The following is a 24,418-nucleotide window of genomic DNA, read 5'->3' as shown; positions in this document are numbered from 1 at the left end:
GCCCCCTTTAACCGACGAAGATGATGAGCAGAGCGGTGATGAAGCCGAAGATGGCGGTACCTTCTGCCAGGGCGCAGCCCAGCAGCAGAGCGCTGTTGATCTTGCCGGAGGCCTCGGGCTGACGGGCAATGGCCTCGCTGGCCTTGCCGGTGGCGAAGCCGATGCCGATACCGGCGCCGATGCCGGTGAAGACTGCGATTGCGGCAGCAATGATAGCCATAGACATGATAATTTCCTCCTGTAAATCAAATGTTTCTTGGATGAATGTGCCTTACTCTTCCTCTTTGATGCCCTCGCCGGTGAACAGTGTGGTCAGGAACACAAAGACGACCATTTGGATTAACCCGTCAAACAGGTCGAAGTAGATGCTGAATACCGCCGGCAGAAATACCGGGACCACAAATTTGAGCATCTCCATGATGATGAATGCGCCCAATACGTTGCCGAACAGACGCATACACAGCGCCAGGGGCCGGATGATGACCTCCATCAGATTGATGGGGAGCAGCAGCGGCATGGGCGCGGCGAACTTCTTCAGTCCGCCCAGCAGACCGTTGTACCGGAACTGGGAGCCATAGATGAGCAGCATACTCATCAGGGCCAGGGCGGTGGTCACGCTGATGTCCTTTGTAGGCGGCGTCAGACCAAAGATGCCAATGATATTGGCAAAACCGATATACAGCGCCACCGTGCCCAGGTAGGGGGCAAAAGGCCGCCAGTGACTGCCGATGTTGGTCTTGACGAAGCCGTTGAGGAACTGCACCGCGCTCTCCAGGGCGATCTGGACCTTGCCGGGATTGCGTACGCTCAGGTTCCGGGTCAGCAGCAGCGCCGCAATGACCAGTACAGCCATGACGATCCAGGTCACCACCACCGACTCCGCCACCGGAATGCCTCCAAACAGCGGGATGGTGAAAGCGGTGTGGTTTCCCAACTCCTCCACCAGGGATTCCTTGAATGCATCCAAACACATCACCTCGTTTTCGCAGGCCTTATCTTACTACCTGGTCCAAATTTCTGTAACCCTTTTGAAAGTAAAAAAAGTAATGAAAATACACGGAAAATAAGCTTTTAATGAGAGTTACCAAAAGGAAAGCGCAAAAGAATGGAAAAAGATGCTATGGTTCCACAGCAGGCGCTGTCAGGGCTTATCCGCATCATTTGCGCTTTGGCGCAAAAGTATGCCTGGGACGGCTGCCGGCTTTTGTTTGACAGGCTTCGCGGTTTTTCCTATACTGGTAACAAAGGAGGCGGGTGTCTATGTCCACACAGGCCAGATCCTCCATCCGTGCCCGGTTGATGCGGATGAACCTGGTGATTGTCATCGTATCCATTGCTCTTTCCATAGGCGGGACCCTCTATTTTACCCTGCGCAGTGAACAGACGGCTCTTGACAACAATCTGCTCAATTCCGCGTCCATTCTGTCCCAGGTACCTATGATCCAGGAGGCCCTGCAGGGGGAGCGTACTATAGAGGAGCTGTCCGATTATCTGGACGAAACCACCAGCCGTACTTCCGATATTGACTTGATCCTGGTGGGGGACACCCAGTCCAAATTGCTCTATGTGCCGGACAGCACCCTGATCGGCACCTCCTATGTGGGGACGGCCCAGCAGGCGGCGCTGGCCGGTGCGGCTCCCTACACCTCCAATGAGACGGGGCCCATGGGCTCGGACCACTCCGCCTATGCCCCTGTGCGGGACGAGGCGGGGGAAGTGATCGGCTTCGTCATTGTAGGAGTCTACTTCCGCAGCATGGCTCTGGTGGGTCTGCACACGGTGCTTCGCCTGCTGGCGGTGGGTGTGGTGGCGGCAGTGCTGGGTTCTCTGCTGGCCATGCGCCTGTCCCGCAGCATCAAGCAGTCTCTGATGGGTTATGAGCCGGACGCCTTTGCCCGCCGGTTCCACCAGAGGGAGGATATCCTGGACGCGCTTGAGGAGGGTATCCTGGCCATCGATGCAGAGCAGAAGGTGATTTTTCTCAACAAGGCGGCGGCGGAGATGCTCTCCATTGAACGGCAGACTGCCGTAGGCCGGCCCCTCCATGAGGTCTATCCCCGTTCCACGCTGGACCGCATCCTCCGCACCGGCCAGTCGGAGTACAACGTGAGTATGAACTCTCTGAAACAGATTCGGGTGCTGGCTGACCGGATGCCGCTGTATGAGAATGGAACGCTGGCTGGTGCGGTGAGCATCTTCCGCAACCGCACCGAGCTGACCCGTATGGCGGATGATCTGACGGGCGTGCAGCATATGGTGGAGGCTATGCGGGCCTATACCCATGAATTTATGAATAAGCTCCATGTGATCCTGGGTCTGCTCCAGATCGGAGAGCCGGAAAAGGCCCAGGAGTACATTATGGATACCACCCGGACCCAGCGGGTGGCGGTGAGCCGCATTATGAACCAGATCCGCCAGCCCTCGGTGGGGGCGCTGCTGGTAGGTAAGACCAGCCGGGCCAACGAACTGGGTATCCATCTGCGGTTGGACCGGGAGAGCACCCTCAGTGAGGAGAGCCTCTGGCTGCCGCCGGAGGCCTATGTGACCATTCTGGGCAATCTGATCGAAAACGCCATCGAGGTGCTCAACCAGTCCCGCCGTGCCATCAAAGAGGTGTCGGTGAGCATCCGGGAGAGCGAGGACAGCCTGCTGCTGTGCGTGGAGGATACCGGGCCCGGCATCTCCCCGGCCCTGCGTCAGACTCTGTTTCAGCGGGGCGTATCCACCAAGGGCCGCAGCCGGGGTACCGGCCTGGCATTGGTCCAGGAGGTGGTGGAGGCCTATCACGGGCAGATCCGGGTGGAATCGGGGCCGGGAGTGGGCACATCGTTTTTTGTGAGCTTTTGCCGGGAGGAGGTCCCGGAGGACGGAGAGTGAGTTTGGATGTATCGCGTTGTGATTGTGGAAGACGATCCCATGGTTTCGCTGCTGGACCGGACCTTTACAGAGAAAGACCCACGGTTTTGGGTGATCCAGACCTTTCAGGACGGACGGGCCGCCCTGGAGTGGTTGGCTCAGAATCCGGCGGATCTGGTGGTGCTGGATGTCTATATGCCGCTGTTTACCGGGGTGGAGCTCCTTCACGCCCTCCGGGAGAGGGCCATCCCTGTAGACGCTATCATGGTCACTGCCGCCAACGATGCCGCCACCGTGGACCAGCTGCTTAAAATGGGAGTGGTGGACTATCTGGTCAAGCCCTTTACATACGAGCGATTCCAGCAGGCGCTGGATACCTTTTGCCGCCACCGGGAGGCGGTCATGGGGGAGGAAGTGACCCAGGGAGAGCTGGATAAACTGTTTGCCCCGCCGGAGTCCGGGGAGCACAGCGCCCCCAAGGGCCTCCAGGAGAGCACCCTGCAGCTCATCCGATCCTGTCTCCGGGCCGCGCCGCCCCAGGGCCTGCCCAGCGAGGCCCTCTCCAAACAGACCAATTTGTCGGTGGTGACGGTGCGCCGTTATGCCAACTACCTAGTGGAGCGTGGAGAGGCCTTCAGCACCATCAATTACGATACAGGCGGCCGCCCCTGCCGCCTGTATCGGGCAAAAGAGTGAGGGGCACGGTTACCACGTAACGCGGCGATCCCCCCAGCGCGGCTGTTTGCAGACGCGCTGGGGGGATCGTTTTGGAGAGAAGGGCTGGATATGGATTATGAAGGCTGTTGGGAATGAGATTCCTGCCAGAGCGCATCGGCTACCGGTTTCCACCGTTGGGCATAAGGAATCGTCTTTTCGCACAGATGCTCCGGGCTTTCCGGACTTTGGTAGTCGGTGTTGACAGCCCCAGTTTCGGCTACCATTTTGGGTAAGAACTCCGGGTTTTCCAGCATAGGGCAGGGGCGGAGCATATTATTGTTGAAGGGCTGACTGCGGTGATAGGCCTGGAAGAGAGGAGATTTCAGGGCGTCCAGCAAACTTACATCGTGGATATTTACGTTGGAATAGTGGATAAACACACAGGGCTCCACATCGCCTTTGGCGTTGATGTGGAGATACCGCCGGCCGCCGGCGATGCAGCCGCCCACATATTCGCCGTCGTTCTGGAAGTCCAGGGTGAAGATGGCCTTGGTGGAGCGGAAGGTGCGGATGGCATGGTACATTTTGGACCGCTGCTCCGGGGAGGGCAGCAGCTCCACGGCGGCGTCGTTGCCCACGGGCATATAGTGGAAGAACCAGGCGAACAGGGCACCGCTGTCAATGAGCTGGTCAAAGTACCGTTCGCTGCTTACGTCGTCCACATTGCGGCTGGTATAGCAGGTGGAGATGCCGAAGGGCAGATTGTGGGAGTTCAGCAGAGCCATGACCGCGTGGACCTTCTGATAGACACCCTCTCCCCGCCGGGAGTCGTTTGCGGCCTCAAAGCCCTCCAGGGAGATGGCGGGGACAAAGTTTTTCACCCGCAGCATCTCCTGACAGAAAGCCTCGTCGATCAGAGTGCCGTTGGCAAAGGACAGGAACATACAGTCCGGGTGCATTTCGCAGAGCTTTATGATGTCCCCTTTGCGTACCAGCGGCTCGCCGCCGGTATAAATGTACATATAGGTGCCCAGCTTTTTGCCCTGGGTGATGATAGAGTCCAGATCCTCCAGGCTCAGGTTGAGTTGGTGACCGTATTCCGCCGCCCAGCAGCCGGTGCAGTGCATATTGCAGGCGGAGGTGGGGTCCAGCAGGATGGCCCAGGGGATGTTGCAGTCCTCCCGCTTGCTGATCTCCTCCTGAATGGCGCTGCCCTTCAGACTGGCATTGAGCAGGAAGTTCTCAGCAAAGGCCTTCCGCACCCCCACATCTAGCTGGAAGAACCGCAGGATCAGCTGATACCAGTTGTTCTTTTCCTGAATAGCCTTGCGGAAGGCATCCCGCTGAGGCCGGTACCAGTCGGACGGGGTATATTTGTCAAACAGCTCCATGAGCTTGGGGATGTTTTCCTCCGGATTGCCGTCCAGATAACGAAGGACCTGATTGATGGCAAACCGCTGCATGGCGTCTTTTACGGGATTGCTCATATAGTTCATCCTTTCCGTACTGCATCACAGTTTTCTGCCATTATAACGGGAACCGGCAGAGACTGTCATGAGACAAAATCGGGATATGTCAAAAATTTTGACATATCCCGATTTTGTTGCAGTTTCTCTATAAACATTACAAATCAAAAGATTCGGCGGGAAATGAGGAACGCTGTTCCGCAAAGCGGATCACGGCGCCCAGCTGCTTTACGTTCCGGGTGAATTCTTCGGGTAGCATCCCGTTTCTTGACAGGATCCACCGTGCAATGCAGCAGACAATAGCGTCAGCAAAAAAGTTGGCGGTAAATTCGTCACATTTTCCGTCTGCCGGCAGGAAGGAGAAGTAGTGTTTGAAGATGGAAAAGACGCTTCGTTGAAAATGAACGAGAAAGGAGTCCTGCCCCTTCACTTGCAGCGCGGAGCGATAAAAGACCCGGTTTTCATAGAAATAGTCGCATAGCTGTTGGAACTTATCCCAGGGATCTTCCTGAGCGGCGTCAGGACTGTCCCGTAGTACCGCACCTATCTCAGAATCAAAGATCCAGTTAATAAGGTGGTATTTATCCCGGAAATGGTAATAGAAGCTCTGCCGTTTCATGCCGCACCGCTGGCAGATAAAGGCCACATTGATTTTTTCAATGGGCATTTCCCGCATGAGCTCCTTCAGCGCCTGAGCCAGCGCTTTTTTGGTAATGGTGGAGTCTGGCATGGCGATCCCTCCTGTGAAATGGTATGATACCATAGTTTCTACAGCGGTGCAAGAATGGGGAACGGCACAGGAGGGGCAACCTTTAGGATTGTTAAGACAGCCTTCAGAAAACCTTTCTGTATCCCTGCCTGCCATCTGATATACTGCTTACATCAGAATTGCAGGATGGAGGAGGGCTGTTATGGAGTTTGTATGCAGCACCCGATATTCCCAAAAGACCCTGACCGCCATGGCCAGAGCACTGCGGAAAACAGTCCGGGTCAAGATGAATCTATGGCTTAAAGTCGTCTGTGCCGTTTTGATTGGTATTTGCCTGCTGTCCATCTATGCGTCCTGGGACGATCCCTGGTATGTGGGTACCAACGGAGTGGTGATCGTTTTTCTGCTGGTAGTACAGTGGAAGCAGGATTGGCTGAACGGCTATATTGCCCGGCGGCGGGCGCTGCCCGGCACGGAGTTCAGCAGTACCACGTTTCAGCAGGATTGCTTTGAGACTCAAATTGCCGGAGCTGTGACACAGTGGAAGTATGATAAGGTCACTGTGCTGGCAGAGAGCAGAGCATACATCTTTTTTATTATGGGGAAAAACCATGCCAGTGCCTTTGAAAAAGAGGGGCTGGAGGGTGGAAGTGTGGCGGAGTTCCGCCGGTTTCTGGAGGAACGGACCGGAAAGCAGATTAAATTCGTTGGGGGATAAATACGACGATGAATAAGCTGAAAACAGCGGCAGGGCTTGGTATTTTGGGCGCCTGCGTGGCAGGCGCGGTTTGCCGCCGGCGGAGGAGACGCATTCTGCTGGAAGAATATACCCGATACGCGCTCTATATGGCGGTGATGGACGACGAGATCTGCCGCAATGAGTTGGAGGGCAACTGGATCAATGGTGAAGAGATCCGGTTTCCGCCCAAGATGGAGTCCCTTCAGCAGCGCTACCATATGTTCCTGCGCTGGAATCGCAGAAAAAGCCGGGAGGACATCCAGACGGAAGTAGCCAGGATGGAGGAGCGGCTGGAGGAATCCAGGCAGTACTTAGGGCAGCCCAAAGAGGAACTGACGGTCTCTTTTCAGGAGGCGGACTGAGAATCTTGGGCGGAGATACAAAAACTGTGAGTGAGAACGAGGCCCTGCCCGGCATCTTGCCGGGCAGGGCCTCGTTTCTCTTTTGGTCCGGAGTACCAGTATTTCTTCCGGCTGAGCTTGCCCGTCTCCGGGACGGATAGTGGTCAAAGTGGTCGCCTGTAGTTGTGTCAGGTCGCTTTGAAAACTGATATGCTATGCGTTTTCAGGTTCCGGCAGGTGCAGGGTATCCTCCAGCAGATGAAGAAAGGTGCGAAGGGCCTGATTCCGACCACCGCTGGGCCAGACGGCTCCGTAGGACAGGGGAGAAAACTCCTTCAGAGGGAGGTAGCGCAGCCCGGGGCGCCGCAGTTGGGGAAAGACAGCCATGACCGCAAAAGCATAGCCGGTTTCCACCATGGTAAGAAGGGTCTCCTGGGTATCGCAGAAGATGACCTGGTCCGGATCGTTGGCGGTGACGATCTGTCCCTGGATGGCGAACAGGGAGGAGGGGCAGGCGGGAGGGTGAATGGCGGCGATCCGTCCGGCCTGTTTCAGCTGCTCCAGGGTGAGCTCCTCCTGCTGGGCCAGCGGGTGATCTTCCCGACATACACATACCACCGGACAGCGCACCAGTTCCCGGTAGACGCTGTTTTTGGGGGCGTTTTCCTGAAAGGCAAACAGCAGCTGAATTTCGCCATCTGCCATCAGGTTGTCCAGCGCGCTGAAGGGGTAGAGGCGGAGCAGGGGAAGGATGCCCGGGGCCTCCTGCCGCAGGCGATCCAGGGCAGGGCGTATCAGCTGGAGATCGGCGGCGCTGCGGCAGCCGATCTCCAGCCGTGTGGGCTGGGCAGCCTGGCAACGTTTGACCTGGACCTGAGAGATCCGGGCCAGCTTGAGCATTTGGCCTGCATACTGCAAAAACATATGTCCTGCCTGGGTCAGCCGAACGGATTTGCTGGTGCGGCTGAAGAGCTGGCCCCCAAGTTCGTCCTCCAGTGTTTTGACCTGGTGACTGACTGCGGGCTGGGTGATTCGCAGATGTTCCGCCGCCCGGGAGAAGTTTAAAAAGTCCGCCACCGCCATAAAACATTCTAATTGTGTTGTATTCAACCAAATCACCCCGTACCATATTTCTGCTTTTATACAATGCATAAAAACAATAAAACTCTTTTATTGATGATAGCAGATTTGTATTTCACATACAAGGGTTATCGTGCTATAAATAGTAAGGTATCTAACAATTAGCTTGGATATAAAAGGAGGGATACAGCTATGGCAGTGGATCGGAGCCGTTTGGCCCGGGACAACAGACAAATCTGCATTCAGATGGAGCGAATGGCAAATTATTATTTGGCTGCGTCTGATGTGACCGGCGTACAGGCCCAGATGCTGCTGTATACGGCAATCTGGAGGCAAGTGATGAGGAGTGCGTTGCTGCGGCCCAGCTGGCCAACGCCGACGGCTTCATCCGCCGCCTGCCCAACGGGTATGATACCATGCTCACCGGTGACGGCGCCAACCTGAGCCAGGGACAGCGGCAGCTGCTGGCCATTGCCCGGGCGGCGGTGGCCGATCCCCCTGCCCTGATCCTGGATGAGGCCACCTCCTCCATTGATACCCGGACCGAAAAGCTGGTGCAGGACGGCATGGACGCCCTGATGGCCGGCAGGACTACCTTTGTGATTGCCCACCGGCTGTCCACGGTGCGCAACGCCGACTGCATTATGGTTATGGATCAGGGCCGCATCATCGAGCGGGGAACCCATGATGAGCTCATCGAAAAGAAAGGAAAATACTATCAGCTTTATACCGGAAATCTGGCTGAAGAAGCGAGTTAACCGGATTTGGACAAAAAAAGCGGTGAATGTCGAGCGACATTCACCGCCTCTGTTTATTGAGCCAGGGAGGGTAGCTTTTTCTACAGGCTCCAGGATCGGCCGCGGAATACATCCAATGAAAAAATAAAAAGAACCGCAATCCATTGGATTGCGGTTCTTTTTCTGGTTGCGGGGGGAGGATTTGAACCTCCAACCTCCGGGTTATGAGGCGTAGGCGAGGGGTGTCTCCAGCTTCAATAGAGCTTTTAGTGTCTGGAGTTCCACCTTTTTGGCGTTAACTGATCACTTCGTTTCACCAGGTTTATGTGTTTCAATCCATAAGCATCAAATAAGCATCGGAAATAGAAATAGCGTCCACGTGTGGTGGACAGATTATCTCTGAAAATTAGGAGGTGATTATCATGAAAAACAAGAAAGAGCAGTATGCCGAAGTGGTAGACAGTGCCGCGGAACTGGCAGACTATTTCTTTGACCAGGAAGGTGGAGATTATACACTGGCTATTGTGTGTGAGATCCTTGAGGCCTTGCTGGAAGACGGGGAGCTGCCAGCGGCATACGTTGTAATAGAGACTGCCTGTCGAGCGGGTGACGTTGACTTTCCGCTGGAAGGGGACACAGACTTTGGGTATATCAGTTTTCATTTGGAACGGTTTGCGGAACTGCTGCGTGAGGCGCTGGAAACGCGGTGGGAGACATGACACGCTCTGTTTTTCTCCGTTTTGAGCAGGACCTCTCTCTCGACTTGCGTAGCTCCTTTCGGTATGCTGTGTTTGCAAATATGGCGTAGAAAGGAGTATATGTTATGAAGCAAGTGCCTATTACAAAGTGCCGTTATTGTGGCTCAGAAGACATCGGTGAAGGTTGGCAGCACGGTGAAGGTCTCGTCACCTTTCAGTACTACGGACTTCGCGGAAACAGGCTGAAATACCTGATTTGCCGGAATTGCGGAGCCGTACTCTATCAATGTGTGGCAGAGCCCGGCCACTATCCGAAGGCGGGTAGAATCTAAATTACGGTTGACAATTTCAACGGTTCCGTTATAATGGAATTAAATTAAAATAATTGCATATAATTTATAACGGGAGGAGGGTAGAGAAAGTGGATTATCACAAACTGTGCTTGGACTTGTTTGGAACGGATGACGTAAATGAACTAGAAAGGATCGCCCGAGCATACAGGGAAAAGAATCCGCGCAAGGCAGGCCGAAAGAAAAAATTCACTGCGGAGGATGTGCAGGCCATCCGCAGCCTGCTTGAAAACGGAATGACGATGAAGCAAGTGGCGGAGCGTTACCAAACCTCCAGGCAGATTATTGGGAAGTACCTCAATGAAAAACCGGCGAAAGGCTATACATTACGCATAACCTATATGTATCAGCAGTACCCGTGCACGATCATTGACGTGGATTTTCTCAATCAAAGAGTCATGGCCCGGAATAAAACGAAGGATGTGCTTCACCGTGCCTTCGGGGTAACGGAAGCACCTACCTGGGATGACTTTGAGGCGTTTTTGAGAGATCGCTGCTTTCCTGCCACCCGTGGAAATGTCAAAGACTTATTGAAGCAGCTTCAGCTCACATCCTATGATCCTCTGCAGATTGCGGAAAAAACCAGAGGGCGGACAGCTGAGGATGATATGTGGCTGAAATTCAGCTATTACCCGATGGAAGGGGAGACGTATGGACAGGATCAATCTTGATACGGTTGAGCAGGAACCCATGCAAGGACACACGTCCAAAGGAGATCAGCCCAAGTGGCAGCTGAAAGGCAAGTGGTACAAAGCCGACCATATGGGCTATGAGGCGTTGGCCGAGGTTGTGGTTTCGCAGCTGTTGAAACAGTCCAATGTGCCCGATTTCGTGGAATATGAGCCTGTATGGATTCATCAGTATAAGGAAAAAGATCTTCCCGGCTGTGTCAGCAAAAATTTTCGGGCCAAAGACGAGATGCTGGTGTCCTTTGAGAAATTACACCGCGCCTATAAAGGTCAGAGCCTGGCGGCGGTACTTGGTAGGATCAGCGAGCCGCAGGAGCGGATTCGATATACGGTAGATTTTGTAGAGAGGACTACCTCCCTGACTGAGGTGGGGAAGTATCTGACTTTGCTGTTGGAGTTGGACTCCTTTTTCCTAAATGAGGATCGACATACAAACAATTTGGCTGTGATCCGGAATGAGAAAACAAAGGAGTTTCGCCTCTGCCCGATTTTTGATCATGGGCTGGCGCTGCTGTCGGATCTGAATGACTATCCTGTGGATAAGGATGTCTATGCCTGTATCAGCCGTGTGCGCGCCAAGCCCTTTGACGTGGACTTTGACGTGCAGGTAGAAGCTGCTGAGGCGCTGTATGGCTCACAACTGAAGCTCTCGTTTTCCCGGACTGACGTTTCAAAAACGCTCGATTCTGTCAGGGCGTTATACTCCAACTCGGTCATATCCAGAGTGGAGCAGACTCTGTATGAGCAAATGCGAAGATATCCAGTGTACTTCTGATAAACAGCAAATCTCACCCCTTTTCGGAAGAACTTGAATTCAAGCCTCTCCGAGCGGGGGTGAGATTATAATAATCATGTAGTTGACATCGTATCTGGAATTTTCAAAGTATCAACAGCTGTGTTGTCGTCGCCGGGCTTAAAAATAATTTTGATTTCATCACCATCATCTAAGACTTCGGCTTTCCTTTTGATTTTCTCAAGATCCTGTATAATAGCACATTTGTATGTGCGCATGGATGATATGCCCAAAAGCTACCAATATGATGTTTGACCAGTTTCCCATTTGCTACAAGGCTGCCTAGAACCCGGTTTGCTGTTGCAGCTGATACTCCACACAACTCCCGCACATCAGCATTCATGATATAGTCGTGGGTCTTCAGGAAGTCATGGATTTTGTTCCAACGGAAGGTCGCCTTGTCCATTTTTCCATCGCTCATTTCGTCGCTCGTTCTGATCGCGTCTATGAGCGATGCCTTGATGGATGAAAGCATGAACTCAATAAATACCGTAGATTCTCCCGCATTGTTGGAGGCATTGATGGCCTCATAATACTCCTGCTGGCGGTCGTGGATGATGGACTCCACTGGCAGCCAGGCAAAGGCCGAATTCCATTTGGAGAGTAGCAGTGTATGCCACAGGCGGCCCACACGTCCATTACCATCGGCAAAGGGGTGGATCAGTTCCAGTTCATAGTGGAACACACAACTGCGGATGAGCATATGCACCTCGCTGTTCTTTACCCACTCCAATAATTCCATTACCAGACCAGGTATATATTGGGGCAATGTTCCAAAATGCAGGACGTGCCCTTCACTGTCTACCACGCCAACGGGTCGGGTGCGGAATATGCCAGCCTCTTCTACTAAACCCCGCGTCATAATACCGTGGGCAGTCAACAGGTCGTCCACTGAATAGGGATCCAGATCCTCTAGCCGATCGTAAATCTCAAAGGCGTTCTTGACCTCGGCAATGTCCTTTGGTGGCGCGAGAACGTGTTTGCCATTGAGTACCGCAGTTACTTGTTCCAGAGAAAGCGTATTTTGCTCGATGGCCAGGGAACCATGGATGGTTCGGATGCGATTGGCACGGCGGAGCGTAGGATTTGTGGAAAGGGGAGAGGAGGCAGTCATACGGCCCACCAGCTCGGAAATCTCCGCCACGTAGTCGATGATTTGATTTGTAATTTCAAAAGGTGGTTTTTTATTTTTCATGCAAAGCCTCACAACTGTAGATGTTTAACTCTATTATACCACGCATCACTCATTTTATCAATCAAATGGAGAGGTGATCCACTACTATATGAAATAAGTACTTATAAGATTACGCGCCGTTTTGCTGGCCTTACTGGCCAACAGAACGGCGTTTGTGTTTTAGCTAAAGTTAGAAGAGGCATCAGACCAAGGAGGTTATGGTCATGTCCCTCGACTTTTACACAAAGGCTGTATTCAAAAGGGATCGGCTTATCCACCCCCAATGGTCTGACCTGAGTCGCTGAAAGGCGCTCGGGTTTTGTTTTTAGATGTTCGATCCAAGAACTTGAAACTTTTTTGTAAATACGCAAAAGATGCTGTTGCGTGTTTCGAGTGTTTCCGCTATAATTATAATGTGTTTTTGTAGCCTCGCCGTATCTCGAAAAACAAGGAGCATCGACATGAAAATAAGTTATAAAAAACTGTGGGTACTGCTCATCCAGAGAGACATCTCAAAAGTAACTTTGCGCAAAGAGGTCGGGATTGCAGCTGGTACGATGAGCAAGCTCAACAAGGGCGAAGAAGTCGCTCTCCCTATTTTGCTACGCATCTGCGATTACCTTGATTGCGATATTGGGGACATCTGCGAAGCTGTACGCGAGGAAAAATAGTCCAGCAATCAAGGAGGTCAACAATCGAGATGGAACGAAAAGAATACAGTGCGGGCGCAGTGAAGTTATCCTTCTGGTTTATAGAGTTCCGCAAAGTGGTGGAGCTTCTTCATGAAGGAAAGAATGCCGAACAGATAAAATCCCTTGCCCTGAACGAGAACCTGTTTGCAGCCCCGACTACTCTCCGAGCCAATCAGATTTATCATACTGTCACAGGCCGCATCAGGGCTTTAGATGAAAGCTTCATCCCGCTTTTCACACGCAGCGACCTTGCAACGCAAAAGCTCTTTGTCCTAATTGCTGCTATGGCGTATGACACGCTTTTCTTTGATTTTGTCTATGAAGTGATCCGGGAAAAGATGATCCTTGGCACAACCGAGCTTTCGGACAGCGATGTGCGTGTTTTTTTCAAAGATAAGCAACAGCAAAATGAAAAAGTGGCCGGATGGACGGACGCTACATTGGTACGGCTTGGCCGGTGCTATAAAACAATGCTATACGAGGCTGGGATAATTGATAAAGCAAAAACGGCCAGAAAAATACTGCGCCCTATTTTAGACCCGGACTTGGTACGCTGGCTGGAACAGAACAATATGGGCGCTTATGTCAAGGCGCTTGCGGGGGTATCATGGAAGGGACAAACCGCTCCTTTGACCAGATGGAGCGGGAACAGACTGTTTCTGAGGAAGAGATTGCGGCCTTCTGCGAGAAGATGTACCAGCACGCCCTCAAGCTGGCCGAAACAGATACGGCACGGGAGCAGATTCAGAAAGTAGGCAAGAACCAGTTACTTTCATGGAAATTGCTGGTGGAGCACGACGGAGCTTACCATCCCACCAATGGGTATCTGCTGCTGAACGGCGATATGGGCAGCGATTTCCGCATCAACCTGTATCGGAAAGACGCGGCTACCGATCAGAATGGTGTCATTGATCCCAAAGAGCGTGACACCGATGATACCAATGACACCAAAGTTGAACCCAATGATACCAATGAAGAAGCGATTCTGCGCATCCTCCGAACCAATCCGAAAGCGACGCAGAAGGATGTTGTAGAGATGCTGGGTGTTTCCCTCGCCACTGTGAAGCGGCTCATGAATAGCCTTCAAAAAGCTGGCAAGATCAAACGCAAAGGCTCCAACCGGAGCGGGTCTTGGGTAGTCATAGACCAGAAGGAGTAAAGCGGCATGGCAGAAATGAACATCAAACAAATCATAGACCGGCTGAATGCTGAGTTTACCGGCGATACCCGTAAACTCGTCTTTTGGTACGACGATAACGGCGAGTTTGTGGAGGATATGCAGAATGTAGAGCTGAACAATGCCAAAGTCTACTGTTTGCAGCCGGACAATCAGTTTGCCACCAAGCTCTTTCTGGAACGGCAGGACACTACCACAAACTATCTCATCTACGCCCCCTTCCCCAAGCCGGATGTGCGGGACAACCATCTGGAAGACACGCTGCTCTACTCAAGGCGCTTCTTTGCCGACCGCGCTTCGCTGCTCTCGGTGGATTTGGGCATTGACGAGAAATACAAGCCCATCATCGAAAAGCACATCAAGTTCTTTGCCAACAAAGAACGGACGCAGCGCTTCTATGACCTTGAGATACGCTCGAAAGACTTGATGTTTCCGTCGGTCACTTCGATGTTGCTGATTGCGGCGTTCTGCTCGACAAGGTGCTTGATGGACTGCTTGCCCCGGTAGGTCTTGGGCTGAGAGGCTTGCTTTTCGGCCTTTTCAATTTCCTCAATGAATTTGGCGAGCGCCTTTTTCAGCACTTCCGCAGTGATCCTGCCGCCCTTAATGGCAATCGCAACGACTTTGGTATTTACTTCATCCTGCATGGGGACCTCCTTTCTGAGATTTGCGGGGCAATCCTGTCACTAAGGCGGGACACCGTGTAAAATGTGGATCATGTTTTCATCTCACCCCCTTTAAGTTGATTGAGAATGCTTACGCATCAGCCTTTTCCGTGAAAATCGTAGTTCACGCGGGCTGAATAGTAGTTGTCTATGGTCAGTGAAGCGTTATACAACGCCGTAAGCAGATATGCCCGGATGTTCCGAATGTCGGAAGGGCAATCGTTCATCGCTTGGAGCACATAGTCGATGTGGCCGCTGTCCAGCTTGAGGAAGCGTGACTTAACCACCGGCTGCGGCATATCTTCTCCGTTGATACGGATGGTGGGTCTTGTGGAGCAAACAGCATCCAGCATGATCTCGACAATTTCATTTACCCGGTCAAGGTCATAGTGCCTATCCTGAGAGCGGATGTCGATCTCAAGGTTATCCCGGATCAATTCCCTGTATTGCTCCCGTTCATCCATCCTGTCCATCCCATCAAGATTGATAGATTGATAGTTTCTCAGAGAGTTATTTCTTTCGTTGGTAATTACTTGATTAGTATTTAATTGTGCGGGATTTTCCGTACACGGTTTTCCCGTGAACGGATTATCCGTGTCCGACTTTTCCGTATGCGGTTTTTCCGTGTCCGGCAAACCCGTCTGCGGCTTCTCGTATATCTCGAAAACCATGCTGCTCATCCGGCCTTTTTCATCCCGTGACTGATGACGGACGAGATACCCTGCGTCCTCAAGCTCCCTGAGAGCTGCCAGAACAGCATCGGGGCCTTCCTTGCAGATCGCCGAAAGATCTTTCGTTGAGAACTGCCAGCCATCGTTGAAGGACAGCATTTTGGAGAGTAGCCCCACGGCCTTGAGGGACAGGGTTTTATCCCTGAGATGGTAATTTGCCATGACCGTGTAGCCACGGTTTTTGTTGACGCGATAGACTGCCATGCGGTTATCCCTCCCTTGCCATCACCGGCTGACAGCGCAGCGTTGACAGCTTCACCGGGGAATAGGGACATTCCTCGAAGACACAGGTTTGATATTTCCAGTAGGGACGATGGAAACAGCACGACCGACATTCCGGGCAGATCCCGTCGCATCCGCTGTCATAGTGGTTGTGGCCGGGTACCTCCTTCATGAGGGCTTCAAAGGCTTGCAGCTTACCGGCTGTCATGTAGCTCATTTTGTTTTCTCTCCTTTCCTCGCCGCACCGCCGTCATCTGCAAGAGGCAGATTGTTCCAGCTTTCGGGCAACAAAAAAAGAGGGTTTGCTTCATGCTCCGAATTGGAGAATGAAACAAACCCTCTTAGCTTTTCAGATATTCAGATGATTTCTCGGATGGTATGGATGATGCCGAGCAGCAGCCCGACAATCAGGGCGAGTCCTCCGATAAGACCGCCGATGATGATGTTGAGTGCGAAGATTCCTACTGTGCCGGATATGCCGTAACCGAAGGGGACGAGCCAGAGACACATCCTGCGGATGCCGAATGGGAAGCCGACACAGAGCCACATCAGGAAGTAGTCACATACGCCGTCCGCCATATAGACCGGCTTGAAGAATGCGGCAAGACAAAGGGCAATCAGCAGAGGAAGCAGCACTTCCTTGAGAAAAGTCTTCACATCCTCACCCTCAATCCCTGCAAATCGTCCGTGCGGATGCCGACCAGATACCAGTCCGCAGCCATTTCGATCCGGGTGGGTTTCCACTTGCCCCTGACCATGACATCGAAGCATTCCCCGCAGTGCAGACCGCCGTAGTAGCAGTCAAGGTCAAAGCGAATGTCGTACCGATCCGTTGCGTGGTCATAAACCAAAGTTCCCTGTTTCATGATGGACTCCTTTCGTTGTGGGCAGCGCAACGGGAAGGGCTTACGCAGTGTACCTCCATAGCCACCGCCAGCCGGTTTTGATCCGGTGCGCCGATTGTTGAGCGATTGTTCCTCTTTCAGGTCAAAAAAGAAGGGACTAAGCCAGAATCCCTTGATTTTCAAGGCCTTTCTGATTTAGTCCCATTATCGCACAACAATCCTTGACGATAACGGTTCCCACTTTCCCGGCTTCAATGTCTGCAAGCATAGACTGAAAGCCCGGCCTTTGGAAATTTGCCCCGGAATAACCGTCGTCGGTGTACCAGCGCAGATTGGTAAAGCCGTTCTGTTTTGCGTAGGCTTCGAGTATCCTTTTCTGGTTCGATATGGAATTGCTCTCGCCTTGCAGTTCGTCCTCATGGGACAATCTCGGATAAAGGGCGGTAATCAGGTTTTGGGTGGCTTGTCTTAACATAAAATCCTCCGTTTCCGACAGCCAGCCCCACTATTCCATAATTTTATTGCATCACGGAATAGCGAGGGCTGTATAGCGGTAAAAGTGTAAAATCTGATTCTTTACAGCGTGTTAAATTGCTGGTTTTTGTGTAGCAGTCTTGTGTTGAGTAGAAATCTTTATGTTTTTATGGTAGACTATGAGCGTGATTTCTCGCGAAAAACCAACAATCTGTATCTGCTCTTTTGTGATGTAGTCAAGGAGCTTTTCATAGTGCGCTGGAGCTTCTATATGACTGCCTCGAAAACGCAGCCGTACACAAAGTGTTTTGGGAAGAGTAATGGTTTCACCTGTATAAATGTCCTCTTGATCCAGTATTAGAAAAATGCTGTCATAACGATTTACTTTTGATTGCTGCAAATGTTCCGCGGAAATGCCAAGTCCGACCTTTCCAAGAAATACAACGGCTTCGGCATCAGATTGATCCAGCTTTCTAATCGGCACTTCCATATCAAGAGAGCCATCTACTTTCAGTGGAGCGTCTACCCAAACAATGCGACAGGACGGAAGCTCTATTAAGGAAACGGTATCCAAAGGCACACTTTGTGCGTCTCGCAGCCAATTTAAGCGGTGGTTAATCTTTTGTTCTATACGTTGTAATTCTTGTTGCTTTTTCAGGACTGCATGCTTTTGCTGTAACAACTTTTCCTCAATACGGCTGATATCCTTATTTTTGAGAAAGTCCTCAATCTCGGCCAAAGGCATATCCAATGCCCGCAAATACCTGATTGTGTTGAGTACTTCAAATTGTTCGGTGCCATAGTAACGATAGCCAGAATCTGAGGAAATGTATTCTGGTGTAAGCAAACCGATATGTTCATAGTGCCGCAAACTACTAACACTGATATGAAACAATTTTGACACTTCACCTATTGGGAAGAGATTTTTCCGATCCATATCTTACTCCTCCACCAGAACAAGCGTTGATTTGCGCCGTATGACTCCAAAGGCGATTAGGCAGATCACGACCGATAGCAGTGAGCCTGCCGCGGTAGCCAGTCCCATCGGGAGAAGCGTTGCCGGGAATAATTTTGAGGTCACATAAACGCCAGGCACACGCATCAATACAATGGCGAGAATATTGTGTAAAAACGACAGGCCGGATTTCCTGCATGCGCAAAAAAAGCCGCTAAAACTAAAATGAATGCCAGCAAAAATACAGTCAAAAATGTAACCGCGCAGATACTGGCCGCCGAAACGGACCACCGCCGCTCCGTCCGCAGTGCTGGGATCGGTGAACAGCGAAACGATGCCTTCCGCTGTAAACTGGATCGCGATAGAAGCAAGCACGCCAAAGCCTGCGGCGAGCATCACCGCATAGCGCAGCGTTTGAATGGCCCGCTCCGGTTTGCCCGCACCGATATTTTGCGCTCCCAAGGCAGAAACGGTAGACAGCATAGAGGAGGGGACCAAAAAGAGGAAACTGATCACTTTCTCCACAATCCCGACCGCCGCTGCGTCATTCAGTCCACGCTGATTGGCAATAATCGTGATAATAATAAAAGCAACTTGAATCAGGCCGTCCTGAAACGCAATCGGGATGCCGATCCCCAAAATTTTCCCCATGACCGCACGGCAAGGCTTGAAGTCGCTTTTTTTCAGAACGATGCTCCTGCGTTTCAAAATAACGGTAAGGGAAACAACTACACTGATTGCCTGAGAGAGAGTTGTACCAAGGGCTGCGCCCGCAGGCCCAAGGTGCAGCACACCCATAAAAAGATAGTCTAAAGCGATGTTGGCAGCACAGGCTGTGGCAATAAAGCACATCGGGCTTTTGCTGTCGCCCAACCCTCGAAAAATAGAACTGATGATGTTGTAGGATGTAATAAACGGAATCCCGATAAAGCAGATGGTCAAATAGGTGACCGTACCGCTCACCGCATCCGCTGGCGTAGACATGGCAACGACAATGGGATGAACAAGGGATAACAGGATGGCCGTAAGTGCAATGGAAACCACCAGAAACAATATTACCGTATTCCCGATGTTATGCGCTGCCTGTTTTCGATCTCCTGCCCCAACTGCCTGACCGACGCTGACGGTTGTTCCCATCGATAACCCTACAATCATAACCGTAAGCATGTGCATCACTTGTGAGCCGATAGAAACAGCGGTAGTACTGGCTACACCCTCGAACTGTCCGATGATAAATAGGTCAGCCATGCCATAGAGCGTTTGAAGAAAATACGAGAGCAGATACGGCAATGAGAATAATACAACATTTTTGAACACACTGCCGGTAGTAAGGTTCTTTTCCATATTGCCTAATCCTTCTTTTTTGTTAAACTACCCGTATTATAAAATCTACAACAGATGTAGAGTCAAGCACTTTTTCTTATTTTGTAGTACCGTTCAAATGACTTTGTGTAAGTTTATTTTTTTCACGCAAATTCTTGAGAATATCTCGTGTTTCCATGTCTGTCCCTCCTAAGGAATATGTTCTTATTTATTATAAAACTGCAAACCTTATTTTAACAAGCAACTCGCTGTTGCTATGGAATAGTGGATGCTGTCAATCAAATTCTTGCGTGTTTCTTTATGGCACATGAGCATTTACTGACCGCGGATTTATCTCGTATCTTGGGACAAAAAGTCTGGAGGAGTTGATGGCCGCTGATTTAGAACAGACACGGGGGGTGATGGAAATGCAGTAGATATTTCTCCCGCGGCGTGGTATGTTGTGTACTTACCAAAGGAAGGAGGTGAAACCCGTGAGTCAAAGCACAATGAAAACAAGTGAAAACGGAGTCCAGTTGAGGCCCGCTTCCCTTGAGGAAGCGGGCCTTTTCTATTCGGAACTGGATGTGGAACAGGACAAGGCATTGGGGACGGTAGGACATATCCGTATGGATTTCGGCCACAACGGGAAGGAGTTCTGGCATACCTGGTGGCCCCACAACGAGGATCAACTCAACACCCAGGAGTTCAAGGATGAACTGCAAACCATCGTGGATACCCTTCGGACGGATGGGCCGCTGAAAGATCTGACGGCGATGCGCAGCTTCTGTGCCCAGAACGGCGGGGCCATCACCAAAGATGGGTGCAGCTTCGGCTACGTGGTGGAGACAGACCGCTACCGCTACTGTCTGCGCTGTACCTCCAGTCCCGGCGATTACCAGGGATACCTGTACTGCTATGATAAGCAGCAGCAGGAGCTGGCCCATCAGGTAAAGCTGGTAGGCCGGGTGACCTATGCAGATGGTACCAAGCAGGAGTTTAGGTTTCTTTACAAAGGCATAATCATAAATCACAACAAAAACCGAGCCAACCTACACTAAAACGTCGCTGTTTCTTTGTGAAAAGCGACGTTTTTTTATGGCCCGGTTTTGGAAAGGAGTGGTGCTGACTTCATATCAAAGAGAAAGGGGGAATTTTTTAGCTGGCCGGGCCGGGAGGTCTGGCCTTTTTTCATCTCACAAAAAAGGAGGTTAGCCAATGGCAGATGAAAAAGTGAACGCAAGCCCGGAGGAAAGCAAAATCCCGGAAGCTCCGGCTCCGTCCGGGCCGGGCGATCCGCCCGCGCCGGAACACACCGAGGGGCCCGCTGTTCCTGGTGGGGATCAGGCGGCCCCCGCTCATGCGGAGCCTGCCACGCCGGAGCAGTCTGTTATCCCTGGTATGGGTGAGGACGTTCCCGCGCCGTCCGGCAAGGTAATCAATCTTTCGGACATCCAGGCCGCTGATAAGGGCGGCAAGGAGGCTTCTGCTCCCGCCCCGGACAAGAAAGCGCCGGAGGCGGATAAGCCGCCGAAGCGCCGGGGCCGCCCGCCGAAAGAGCAGGCCGGGCCGACTGCGGAGAAAAAGTCGAAAGCGGCGGAGCCCCGCACAGGCCGCCCGTCTAAGGTTGACAAGGCGGCCCGTGAGGAGGCCCCGCCCGCTGTTCGGGACAAAGTGTCCAGAGGTAAGAAATCTGACAAGGGCAAGGAAACGGGCTCCGGCGGTGCGCCTGTGACTAAAACCGCTCAGGCGGTAAAGCCGGGCAAGGCCGCTCCCGTCAAGGAGGCGGCAGTCCCGCCGCCGGGGATCAATCTGCCGCCCACGCCTGACGTGCCGCCCCGCCCGGTGGAAGAGGGAAAAATCGTCTATCTGAAAATGGCGGAGCTTCATCCGTTCCATACGTTCCGGGAGCACCCCTACAAGGTGCAGGACGATATGAAGCCTCTGTATCCACGAATTCTTTCATCATTGTTGGCAACTTCCCTGCTTCTCTCTCTGGCTGGTTGCGGTACTCCCGCCCCTGACACCCCTGCCACAGGCAGCAGTTCCCCTACCGTCTCGGAAAAAGGCGCAGAATCTGATTATCGCATTGTTACCGATATGGCAGGTCGCCAGGTGGAGGTCCCCTTGGAGGTCGAGAAGGTCATGACCCTTCATCCTGTACCGACCTACTGCGCCTGGCGTCTGGGCGGCGAAAAACTGATCAACGTGGACGCAAATTTTTCTAAACTGTATTCCGCTGAGGATGCTATTTCCGCAGTGGATTACTACACGCAAGACGCACTCAGCTTCCTGCGCACCCTTCCGGTCACCGATACCTGGATGACAGGGATCGACCCGGAGGTTGTGCTGGAGTTGGAGCCTGACCTGATCCTGACACTCACGCAGGACAGCAACGCGGATAAATTGCAGGAGGAAACCGGAATCCCCGTCTTTTGTATTGTGAAAGCTCCGGTTACAGAGCAGGCTGACTCCTATCGACTGGTGGGTGAGCTGCTTGGAAACGAGGCTCTGGGAAATGAAATGGCAGACTTTGTACAGGGTATTTTGGATCGGATGGATGCCGAGGTATCCCAAATGGAGGAATCTGATCAAGTGCGGGTCATGTTCTGTGGTAAGAGCGAAAACCTGTACGGTGTTCCCGGTGCAGACAGCATCTACGCCACAACATTGGAAGCAGCCGGCGGAATCAATGTAAGTAACGATCATGGGTGCCTCATTTTGAAGCATCTTCCCCAATGCAGCGGGGAGTTTGTAACCCCTGTGGGCGGACAGCTGCAAAAGGGCGCCCTGCTGGTACGGGCCGGGGATATTCTGACGCCCCTGCTTCTCTCCCGGCTGGCGTCCGGCGGCTACAATCGGATAAAGGTTCTCAGACGCCCCCGTGGTCGCCTTTATCCCAACAGGGAATGAACTTGTTCCCGCCGGCACACCGGTTCCAGCCGGGAAAAATGTAGACAGCAACTCGGTCATGGCCGGGGCCAAAATTACGGCGTGGGGTGGGAAGCCGCTGCTCTATCCCATCCAGCCGGACAACCTACAGCAACTTATCCATACGCTCCAGGACGCATTGGGGCAGTCGGACATCGTCATTATCAATGCCGGTTCATCAAAAGGCACAGCAGATTTCTCCATTCCGGCACTGGAATCTGTAGGAACGATTCTAAGCCATATGATTACAAGCGGTCCAGGCGCGCACACCTCATGCACCATCACCCCTGATGGCAAGCCCATTGTGGGCATACCAGGCCCATCCGTCGGAGCAGAATGTACCATGGACTGGTTCGTTAAACCGCTGATGGACCGCTATCTCGGGCAGACAACACAGCCTATCAAAGTTTTGGCAATTTATCAGGGTAATGATTATCCGGCAACGGGGCGAATGTTCTCATTGGTCCGCCGGGCATTTTTAATACGCCAGCCGGACGAACGCCTTTTTGCCGTTCCAGTAGATATAGGAGACAGCCGCGGCATGGATCGCTGCAATGGCTTTATTACCCTTCCGCCCGCAGGGCTGAAGCGGGGTACCGAAATCCAGGCCGAGCTCCGCTACCCGTATCAATTTCTATAACCCTGCAACGAATGATCAATAGCATTAGATTGGAGGATACGACCATGGGCAAAGTGATCGCTGTCTGTGTCAGTGAACAAAAGGGTACCCAGAAGAAGAATGTGGGCTCCGCCCAGTTCGTGGAGGACTGGGGCATTCAGGGGGACGCCCACGCTGGCAAGTGGCACCGTCAGGTTTCCCTGCTCTCCCACGAGCAGGTGGAGGCCTTCCGGGCCAGAGGTGCCGTAGTGGACGACGGCGCTTTTGGTGAGAATCTGGTGGTGGAGGGCTACGACTTCAAGACCCTGCCCATCGGCACCAAGTTCAAGTGCAACGATGTGGTACTGGAGCTGACCCAGGTGGGCAAGCAGTGCTATGCCCACTGTGAGATCTACAAGGTCATGGGGGACTGTATCATGCCCCGGGAGAGTGTGTTTACCAAGGTGCTCCACGGGGGCACCATCTCGGTGGGAGATACCCTCACCATCGTGGAGGAGGGCTGAATATGCGGGTAGCCATCATCACCCTCAGCAACTCCGGCTATGCCGGACAGCGGGAGGACAAGAGCGGTCCCGTGATCCGGGAAATGGTGGAGGCGGCTGGCTATGAGGTGGGCCACACCGCCCGGCAGCCCTAAGGCGGTGCGGGAGTGCCTGGAGTTCATCCTCCCCGCCCTGGGCCACGGCCTGGAGATTTTACGGGGGACCGCGGGCAACTGCGCCCGATAAGTCCGCCTCCGTCAGCTCCATGACGGGTGGCCAGCTTGAAAAAAGGAAGACTACAACATGAAACTGATCGATACCCGGGACGCGGCGGGCCATGTGCTCTGCCATGACCTGACCCAGATCATCCGGGGGGTCACCAAGGACGCCCGGTTCCGCAAGGGCCATGTGGTCACCCAGGAGGATATCCCGGTGCTGCTCTCCATGGGCAAGGAGCACCTCTACGTGTGGGATAAACAGCCCGGCATGCTCCACGAGGACGAGGCCGCCTTCCGCCTCCAGGCCCTGTGCCAGAACGAGCACATGCACGCCACTCCCGTGAAGGAGGGCAAGATCGAGCTCATCGCCGATATCGACGGCCTGTTCCGGGTGGACGTGGCACGCCTCAACGCCCTCAACGGGGAGGACGAGATCATGATCGCCACCCGCCACACCAACACCGCCGTCCACCAGGGGGACAAGCTGGCCGCCTACGGCATTGAGGTGACGGAGCACTGCCTCCCCGGCGACGACAGGACCGCCATCACCGCCGCCGCCCTGGACTACAAGGCCAGGGGGGTGGGCCTGATCCTGTGTACCGGCGGCATGAGCGTGGACCCGGACGACAAGACCCCCAGGGCCAACAGGGACACCGGCGCGGAGATCGTGTCCTACGGAGCCCTGGTGCTCCCCCGCATCACCGCCGGGGTGCGGGTCAGCCGGGCCGACCTGAAGGCTCTGGGCACCGGCGGGCTGTGCCTGGGCTGTCCCCAGTGCCGCTACCCCGTCTGCCCCTTTGGTAAATCGTAAAACCG

27 protein-coding genes and 5 pseudogenes are annotated in these 24,418 nt (G+C 53.0%); 18 read left to right on the top strand and 14 right to left on the bottom strand.

Annotated elements, in window-relative coordinates; genetic code table 11:
• Positions 1 to 7 precede the first annotated feature (7 nt).
• Positions 8 to 226: an ATP synthase F0 subunit C gene (atpE, locus tag B5G42_RS06320; protein ID WP_207752835.1), complete on the bottom strand. Its 219-nt coding sequence runs from the start codon at positions 224 to 226 to the stop codon at positions 8 to 10.
• Positions 227 to 271: 45 nt separating this feature from the next.
• Complete coding sequence (locus tag B5G42_RS06315; RefSeq protein WP_191434088.1) at positions 272 to 973, bottom strand: F0F1 ATP synthase subunit A; 702 nt, start codon at positions 971 to 973, stop codon at positions 272 to 274.
• A 287-nt stretch (positions 974 to 1,260) separates the two neighbouring features.
• On the opposite strand from B5G42_RS06315, the gene B5G42_RS06310 reads away from it, so the two are divergent.
• Positions 1,261 to 2,877 (top strand): ATP-binding protein, encoded by a 1,617-nt coding sequence (locus B5G42_RS06310; RefSeq protein ID WP_087268029.1) that lies wholly within the window; start codon positions 1,261 to 1,263, stop codon positions 2,875 to 2,877.
• Positions 2,878 to 2,883: 6 nt separating this feature from the next.
• Complete coding sequence (locus B5G42_RS06305) at positions 2,884 to 3,552, top strand: response regulator (protein ID WP_087268026.1); 669 nt, start codon at positions 2,884 to 2,886, stop codon at positions 3,550 to 3,552.
• 95 nt (positions 3,553 to 3,647) lie between these two features.
• On the opposite strand, the gene B5G42_RS06300 is transcribed toward B5G42_RS06305, so the two are convergent.
• Positions 3,648 to 5,000 carry a radical SAM protein gene (locus B5G42_RS06300; RefSeq protein ID WP_087268022.1) on the bottom strand — a complete coding sequence of 451 codons (1,353 nt, stop codon included), beginning with the start codon at positions 4,998 to 5,000 and terminating at the stop codon, positions 3,648 to 3,650.
• Positions 5,001 to 5,136: 136 nt separating this feature from the next.
• A complete protein-coding gene (locus B5G42_RS06295; protein ID WP_162611057.1) occupies positions 5,137 to 5,709 on the bottom strand; it encodes a TetR/AcrR family transcriptional regulator C-terminal domain-containing protein in 573 nt (190 codons plus the stop codon).
• Between the two features lie 181 nt (positions 5,710 to 5,890).
• Between B5G42_RS06295 and B5G42_RS06290 the strand changes: the two genes are divergently transcribed.
• Together B5G42_RS06290 and B5G42_RS06285 are read left to right on the top strand one after the other, a co-directional pair.
• Complete coding sequence (locus tag B5G42_RS06290; protein ID WP_087268018.1) at positions 5,891 to 6,406, top strand: YcxB family protein; 516 nt, start codon at positions 5,891 to 5,893, stop codon at positions 6,404 to 6,406.
• A gap of 8 nt (positions 6,407 to 6,414) precedes the next feature.
• Complete coding sequence (locus B5G42_RS06285) at positions 6,415 to 6,789, top strand: hypothetical protein (RefSeq protein WP_087268015.1); 375 nt, start codon at positions 6,415 to 6,417, stop codon at positions 6,787 to 6,789.
• 192 nt (positions 6,790 to 6,981) lie between these two features.
• Here B5G42_RS06285 and B5G42_RS06280 read toward each other — a convergent pair whose 3' ends face one another.
• Positions 6,982 to 7,920, bottom strand: coding sequence for a LysR family transcriptional regulator (locus B5G42_RS06280; RefSeq protein WP_275532435.1), 939 nt, complete (start codon positions 7,918 to 7,920; stop codon positions 6,982 to 6,984).
• A 245-nt stretch (positions 7,921 to 8,165) separates the two neighbouring features.
• On the opposite strand from B5G42_RS06280, the pseudogene B5G42_RS06275 reads away from it, so the two are divergent.
• The 4 genes and pseudogenes from B5G42_RS06275 to B5G42_RS06255 form a co-directional block, all read left to right on the top strand.
• Positions 8,166 to 8,606 (top strand): annotated as a pseudogene (locus tag B5G42_RS06275) (ATP-binding cassette domain-containing protein); the annotation flags it as partial.
• A 401-nt stretch (positions 8,607 to 9,007) separates the two neighbouring features.
• Positions 9,008 to 9,304, top strand: a complete 297-nt coding sequence (locus B5G42_RS06270) for a hypothetical protein (protein WP_087268009.1) — start codon at positions 9,008 to 9,010, stop codon at positions 9,302 to 9,304.
• 400 nt (positions 9,305 to 9,704) lie between these two features.
• Positions 9,705 to 10,304, top strand: coding sequence for a helix-turn-helix domain-containing protein (locus tag B5G42_RS06260; protein ID WP_087268003.1), 600 nt, complete (start codon positions 9,705 to 9,707; stop codon positions 10,302 to 10,304).
• The gene (locus B5G42_RS06255) at positions 10,285 to 11,097 is read left to right on the top strand and encodes a hypothetical protein (RefSeq protein WP_087267999.1); all 813 of its coding nucleotides are present in this window, start codon (positions 10,285 to 10,287) and stop codon (positions 11,095 to 11,097) included. The genes B5G42_RS06260 and B5G42_RS06255 overlap by 20 nt, the downstream gene beginning before the upstream one ends.
• A gap of 169 nt (positions 11,098 to 11,266) precedes the next feature.
• On the opposite strand, the gene B5G42_RS06250 is transcribed toward B5G42_RS06255, so the two are convergent.
• Positions 11,267 to 12,310 carry a Fic family protein gene (locus B5G42_RS06250; RefSeq protein WP_087267996.1) on the bottom strand — a complete coding sequence of 348 codons (1,044 nt, stop codon included), beginning with the start codon at positions 12,308 to 12,310 and terminating at the stop codon, positions 11,267 to 11,269.
• Between the two features lie 440 nt (positions 12,311 to 12,750).
• On the opposite strand from B5G42_RS06250, the gene B5G42_RS06245 reads away from it, so the two are divergent.
• The 4 genes and pseudogenes from B5G42_RS06245 to B5G42_RS06230 all read left to right on the top strand — a co-directional run.
• On the top strand, positions 12,751 to 12,960 hold the full coding sequence (locus tag B5G42_RS06245) for a helix-turn-helix domain-containing protein (RefSeq protein ID WP_072849737.1): 210 nt from the start codon (positions 12,751 to 12,753) through the stop codon (positions 12,958 to 12,960).
• 29 nt (positions 12,961 to 12,989) lie between these two features.
• Positions 12,990 to 13,736, top strand: coding sequence for a DUF1819 family protein (locus tag B5G42_RS06240; protein ID WP_087267993.1), 747 nt, complete (start codon positions 12,990 to 12,992; stop codon positions 13,734 to 13,736).
• Positions 13,673 to 14,140 (top strand): helix-turn-helix transcriptional regulator, encoded by a 468-nt coding sequence (locus B5G42_RS06235; protein WP_162611056.1) that lies wholly within the window; start codon positions 13,673 to 13,675, stop codon positions 14,138 to 14,140. Before B5G42_RS06240 ends, B5G42_RS06235 begins: the two co-directional genes overlap by 64 nt.
• A gap of 6 nt (positions 14,141 to 14,146) precedes the next feature.
• Positions 14,147 to 14,569 (top strand): annotated as a pseudogene (locus B5G42_RS06230) (BREX-1 system phosphatase PglZ type A); the annotation flags it as partial.
• On the opposite strand, the pseudogene B5G42_RS06225 reads toward B5G42_RS06230, so the two are convergent.
• The 8 genes and pseudogenes from B5G42_RS06225 to B5G42_RS06190 form a co-directional block, all read right to left on the bottom strand.
• Positions 14,569 to 14,805 (bottom strand): annotated as a pseudogene (locus tag B5G42_RS06225) (DUF3801 domain-containing protein); the annotation flags it as partial. The pseudogenes B5G42_RS06230 and B5G42_RS06225 sit on opposite strands and share 1 nt — an antisense overlap.
• Positions 14,806 to 14,921: 116 nt before the next feature.
• Positions 14,922 to 15,758, bottom strand: a complete 837-nt coding sequence (locus tag B5G42_RS06220; RefSeq protein WP_087267987.1) for a DUF6017 domain-containing protein — start codon at positions 15,756 to 15,758, stop codon at positions 14,922 to 14,924.
• Between the two features lie 4 nt (positions 15,759 to 15,762).
• Positions 15,763 to 15,993, bottom strand: a complete 231-nt coding sequence (locus B5G42_RS06215; protein ID WP_050006550.1) for a hypothetical protein — start codon at positions 15,991 to 15,993, stop codon at positions 15,763 to 15,765.
• Positions 15,994 to 16,133: 140 nt separating this feature from the next.
• The gene (locus tag B5G42_RS06210) at positions 16,134 to 16,433 is read right to left on the bottom strand and encodes a DUF6050 family protein (protein WP_087267984.1); all 300 of its coding nucleotides are present in this window, start codon (positions 16,431 to 16,433) and stop codon (positions 16,134 to 16,136) included.
• Complete coding sequence (locus B5G42_RS06205; RefSeq protein ID WP_087267980.1) at positions 16,430 to 16,642, bottom strand: DUF5348 domain-containing protein; 213 nt, start codon at positions 16,640 to 16,642, stop codon at positions 16,430 to 16,432. Before B5G42_RS06205 ends, B5G42_RS06210 begins: the two co-directional genes overlap by 4 nt.
• Positions 16,643 to 16,838: 196 nt before the next feature.
• Positions 16,839 to 17,096, bottom strand: a pseudogene (locus B5G42_RS06200) (recombinase family protein); the annotation flags it as partial.
• Between the two features lie 111 nt (positions 17,097 to 17,207).
• Positions 17,208 to 18,032 (bottom strand): MerR family transcriptional regulator, encoded by an 825-nt coding sequence (locus B5G42_RS06195; RefSeq protein ID WP_087267975.1) that lies wholly within the window; start codon positions 18,030 to 18,032, stop codon positions 17,208 to 17,210.
• A gap of 3 nt (positions 18,033 to 18,035) precedes the next feature.
• On the bottom strand, positions 18,036 to 19,394 hold the full coding sequence (locus B5G42_RS06190; protein WP_087267972.1) for an MATE family efflux transporter: 1,359 nt from the start codon (positions 19,392 to 19,394) through the stop codon (positions 18,036 to 18,038).
• A 545-nt stretch (positions 19,395 to 19,939) separates the two neighbouring features.
• On the opposite strand from B5G42_RS06190, the gene B5G42_RS06185 reads away from it, so the two are divergent.
• The 6 genes and pseudogenes from B5G42_RS06185 to B5G42_RS06160 all read left to right on the top strand — a co-directional run bounded on the left by B5G42_RS06185 (position 19,940) and on the right by B5G42_RS06160 (position 24,413).
• Positions 19,940 to 20,413, top strand: a complete 474-nt coding sequence (locus B5G42_RS06185; protein WP_162611055.1) for a hypothetical protein — start codon at positions 19,940 to 19,942, stop codon at positions 20,411 to 20,413.
• A 157-nt stretch (positions 20,414 to 20,570) separates the two neighbouring features.
• A complete protein-coding gene (locus B5G42_RS06180) occupies positions 20,571 to 22,265 on the top strand; it encodes an ABC transporter substrate-binding protein (RefSeq protein WP_087267965.1) in 1,695 nt (564 codons plus the stop codon).
• Positions 22,237 to 22,923, top strand: a complete 687-nt coding sequence (locus B5G42_RS06175) for a molybdopterin-binding protein (RefSeq protein ID WP_087267962.1) — start codon at positions 22,237 to 22,239, stop codon at positions 22,921 to 22,923. The genes B5G42_RS06180 and B5G42_RS06175 overlap by 29 nt, the downstream gene beginning before the upstream one ends.
• 44 nt (positions 22,924 to 22,967) lie before the next feature.
• Entirely contained in the window at positions 22,968 to 23,405 is a 438-nt protein-coding gene (locus tag B5G42_RS06170; RefSeq protein WP_087267958.1) for an MOSC domain-containing protein, read from the top strand.
• Positions 23,406 to 23,407: 2 nt separating this feature from the next.
• Positions 23,408 to 23,630: pseudogene (locus tag B5G42_RS06165) on the top strand (hypothetical protein).
• A 57-nt stretch (positions 23,631 to 23,687) separates the two neighbouring features.
• Positions 23,688 to 24,413, top strand: coding sequence for a molybdopterin-binding protein (locus B5G42_RS06160; protein WP_087267955.1), 726 nt, complete (start codon positions 23,688 to 23,690; stop codon positions 24,411 to 24,413).
• Positions 24,414 to 24,418: the final 5 nt, after the last annotated feature.

The organism is Flavonifractor sp. An91, assembly GCF_002159225.1.
Taxonomy (GTDB): domain Bacteria; phylum Bacillota; class Clostridia; order Oscillospirales; family Oscillospiraceae; genus Flavonifractor; species Flavonifractor avicola.
Note: the sequence above shows the minus strand (reverse complement) of the source record. Positions and strands in the feature narration are given on the sequence as shown.

What these genes read in the sequence shown, in the direction of transcription:
- B5G42_RS06195 (WP_087267975.1), bottom strand. Translation starts at nt 18,032, where the DNA reads ATGGATCGGAAAAATCTCTTCCCAATAGGTGAAGTGTCAAAATTGTTT.
- B5G42_RS06315 (WP_191434088.1), bottom strand. Translation starts at nt 973, where the DNA reads ATGTGTTTGGATGCATTCAAGGAATCCCTGGTGGAGGAGTTGGGAAAC.
- B5G42_RS06290 (WP_087268018.1), top strand. Translation starts at nt 5,891, where the DNA reads ATGGAGTTTGTATGCAGCACCCGATATTCCCAAAAGACCCTGACCGCC.
- B5G42_RS06215 (WP_050006550.1), bottom strand. Translation starts at nt 15,993, where the DNA reads ATGAGCTACATGACAGCCGGTAAGCTGCAAGCCTTTGAAGCCCTCATG.
- B5G42_RS06280 (WP_275532435.1), bottom strand. Translation starts at nt 7,920, where the DNA reads ATGCATTGTATAAAAGCAGAAATATGGTACGGGGTGATTTGGTTGAAT.
- B5G42_RS06220 (WP_087267987.1), bottom strand. Translation starts at nt 15,758, where the DNA reads ATGGCAGTCTATCGCGTCAACAAAAACCGTGGCTACACGGTCATGGCA.
- B5G42_RS06250 (WP_087267996.1), bottom strand. Translation starts at nt 12,310, where the DNA reads ATGAAAAATAAAAAACCACCTTTTGAAATTACAAATCAAATCATCGAC.
- B5G42_RS06255 (WP_087267999.1), top strand. Translation starts at nt 10,285, where the DNA reads ATGGACAGGATCAATCTTGATACGGTTGAGCAGGAACCCATGCAAGGA.
- B5G42_RS06170 (WP_087267958.1), top strand. Translation starts at nt 22,968, where the DNA reads ATGGGCAAAGTGATCGCTGTCTGTGTCAGTGAACAAAAGGGTACCCAG.
- B5G42_RS06270 (WP_087268009.1), top strand. Translation starts at nt 9,008, where the DNA reads ATGAAAAACAAGAAAGAGCAGTATGCCGAAGTGGTAGACAGTGCCGCG.
- B5G42_RS06310 (WP_087268029.1), top strand. Translation starts at nt 1,261, where the DNA reads ATGTCCACACAGGCCAGATCCTCCATCCGTGCCCGGTTGATGCGGATG.
- B5G42_RS06180 (WP_087267965.1), top strand. Translation starts at nt 20,571, where the DNA reads ATGGCAGATGAAAAAGTGAACGCAAGCCCGGAGGAAAGCAAAATCCCG.
- B5G42_RS06235 (WP_162611056.1), top strand. Translation starts at nt 13,673, where the DNA reads ATGTACCAGCACGCCCTCAAGCTGGCCGAAACAGATACGGCACGGGAG.
- B5G42_RS06245 (WP_072849737.1), top strand. Translation starts at nt 12,751, where the DNA reads ATGAAAATAAGTTATAAAAAACTGTGGGTACTGCTCATCCAGAGAGAC.
- B5G42_RS06300 (WP_087268022.1), bottom strand. Translation starts at nt 5,000, where the DNA reads ATGAGCAATCCCGTAAAAGACGCCATGCAGCGGTTTGCCATCAATCAG.
- atpE (WP_207752835.1), bottom strand. Translation starts at nt 226, where the DNA reads ATGTCTATGGCTATCATTGCTGCCGCAATCGCAGTCTTCACCGGCATC.
- B5G42_RS06160 (WP_087267955.1), top strand. Translation starts at nt 23,688, where the DNA reads ATGAAACTGATCGATACCCGGGACGCGGCGGGCCATGTGCTCTGCCAT.
- B5G42_RS06285 (WP_087268015.1), top strand. Translation starts at nt 6,415, where the DNA reads ATGAATAAGCTGAAAACAGCGGCAGGGCTTGGTATTTTGGGCGCCTGC.
- B5G42_RS06240 (WP_087267993.1), top strand. Translation starts at nt 12,990, where the DNA reads ATGGAACGAAAAGAATACAGTGCGGGCGCAGTGAAGTTATCCTTCTGG.
- B5G42_RS06205 (WP_087267980.1), bottom strand. Translation starts at nt 16,642, where the DNA reads ATGAAACAGGGAACTTTGGTTTATGACCACGCAACGGATCGGTACGAC.
- B5G42_RS06190 (WP_087267972.1), bottom strand. Translation starts at nt 19,394, where the DNA reads ATGGAAAAGAACCTTACTACCGGCAGTGTGTTCAAAAATGTTGTATTA.
- B5G42_RS06295 (WP_162611057.1), bottom strand. Translation starts at nt 5,709, where the DNA reads ATGCCAGACTCCACCATTACCAAAAAAGCGCTGGCTCAGGCGCTGAAG.
- B5G42_RS06305 (WP_087268026.1), top strand. Translation starts at nt 2,884, where the DNA reads ATGTATCGCGTTGTGATTGTGGAAGACGATCCCATGGTTTCGCTGCTG.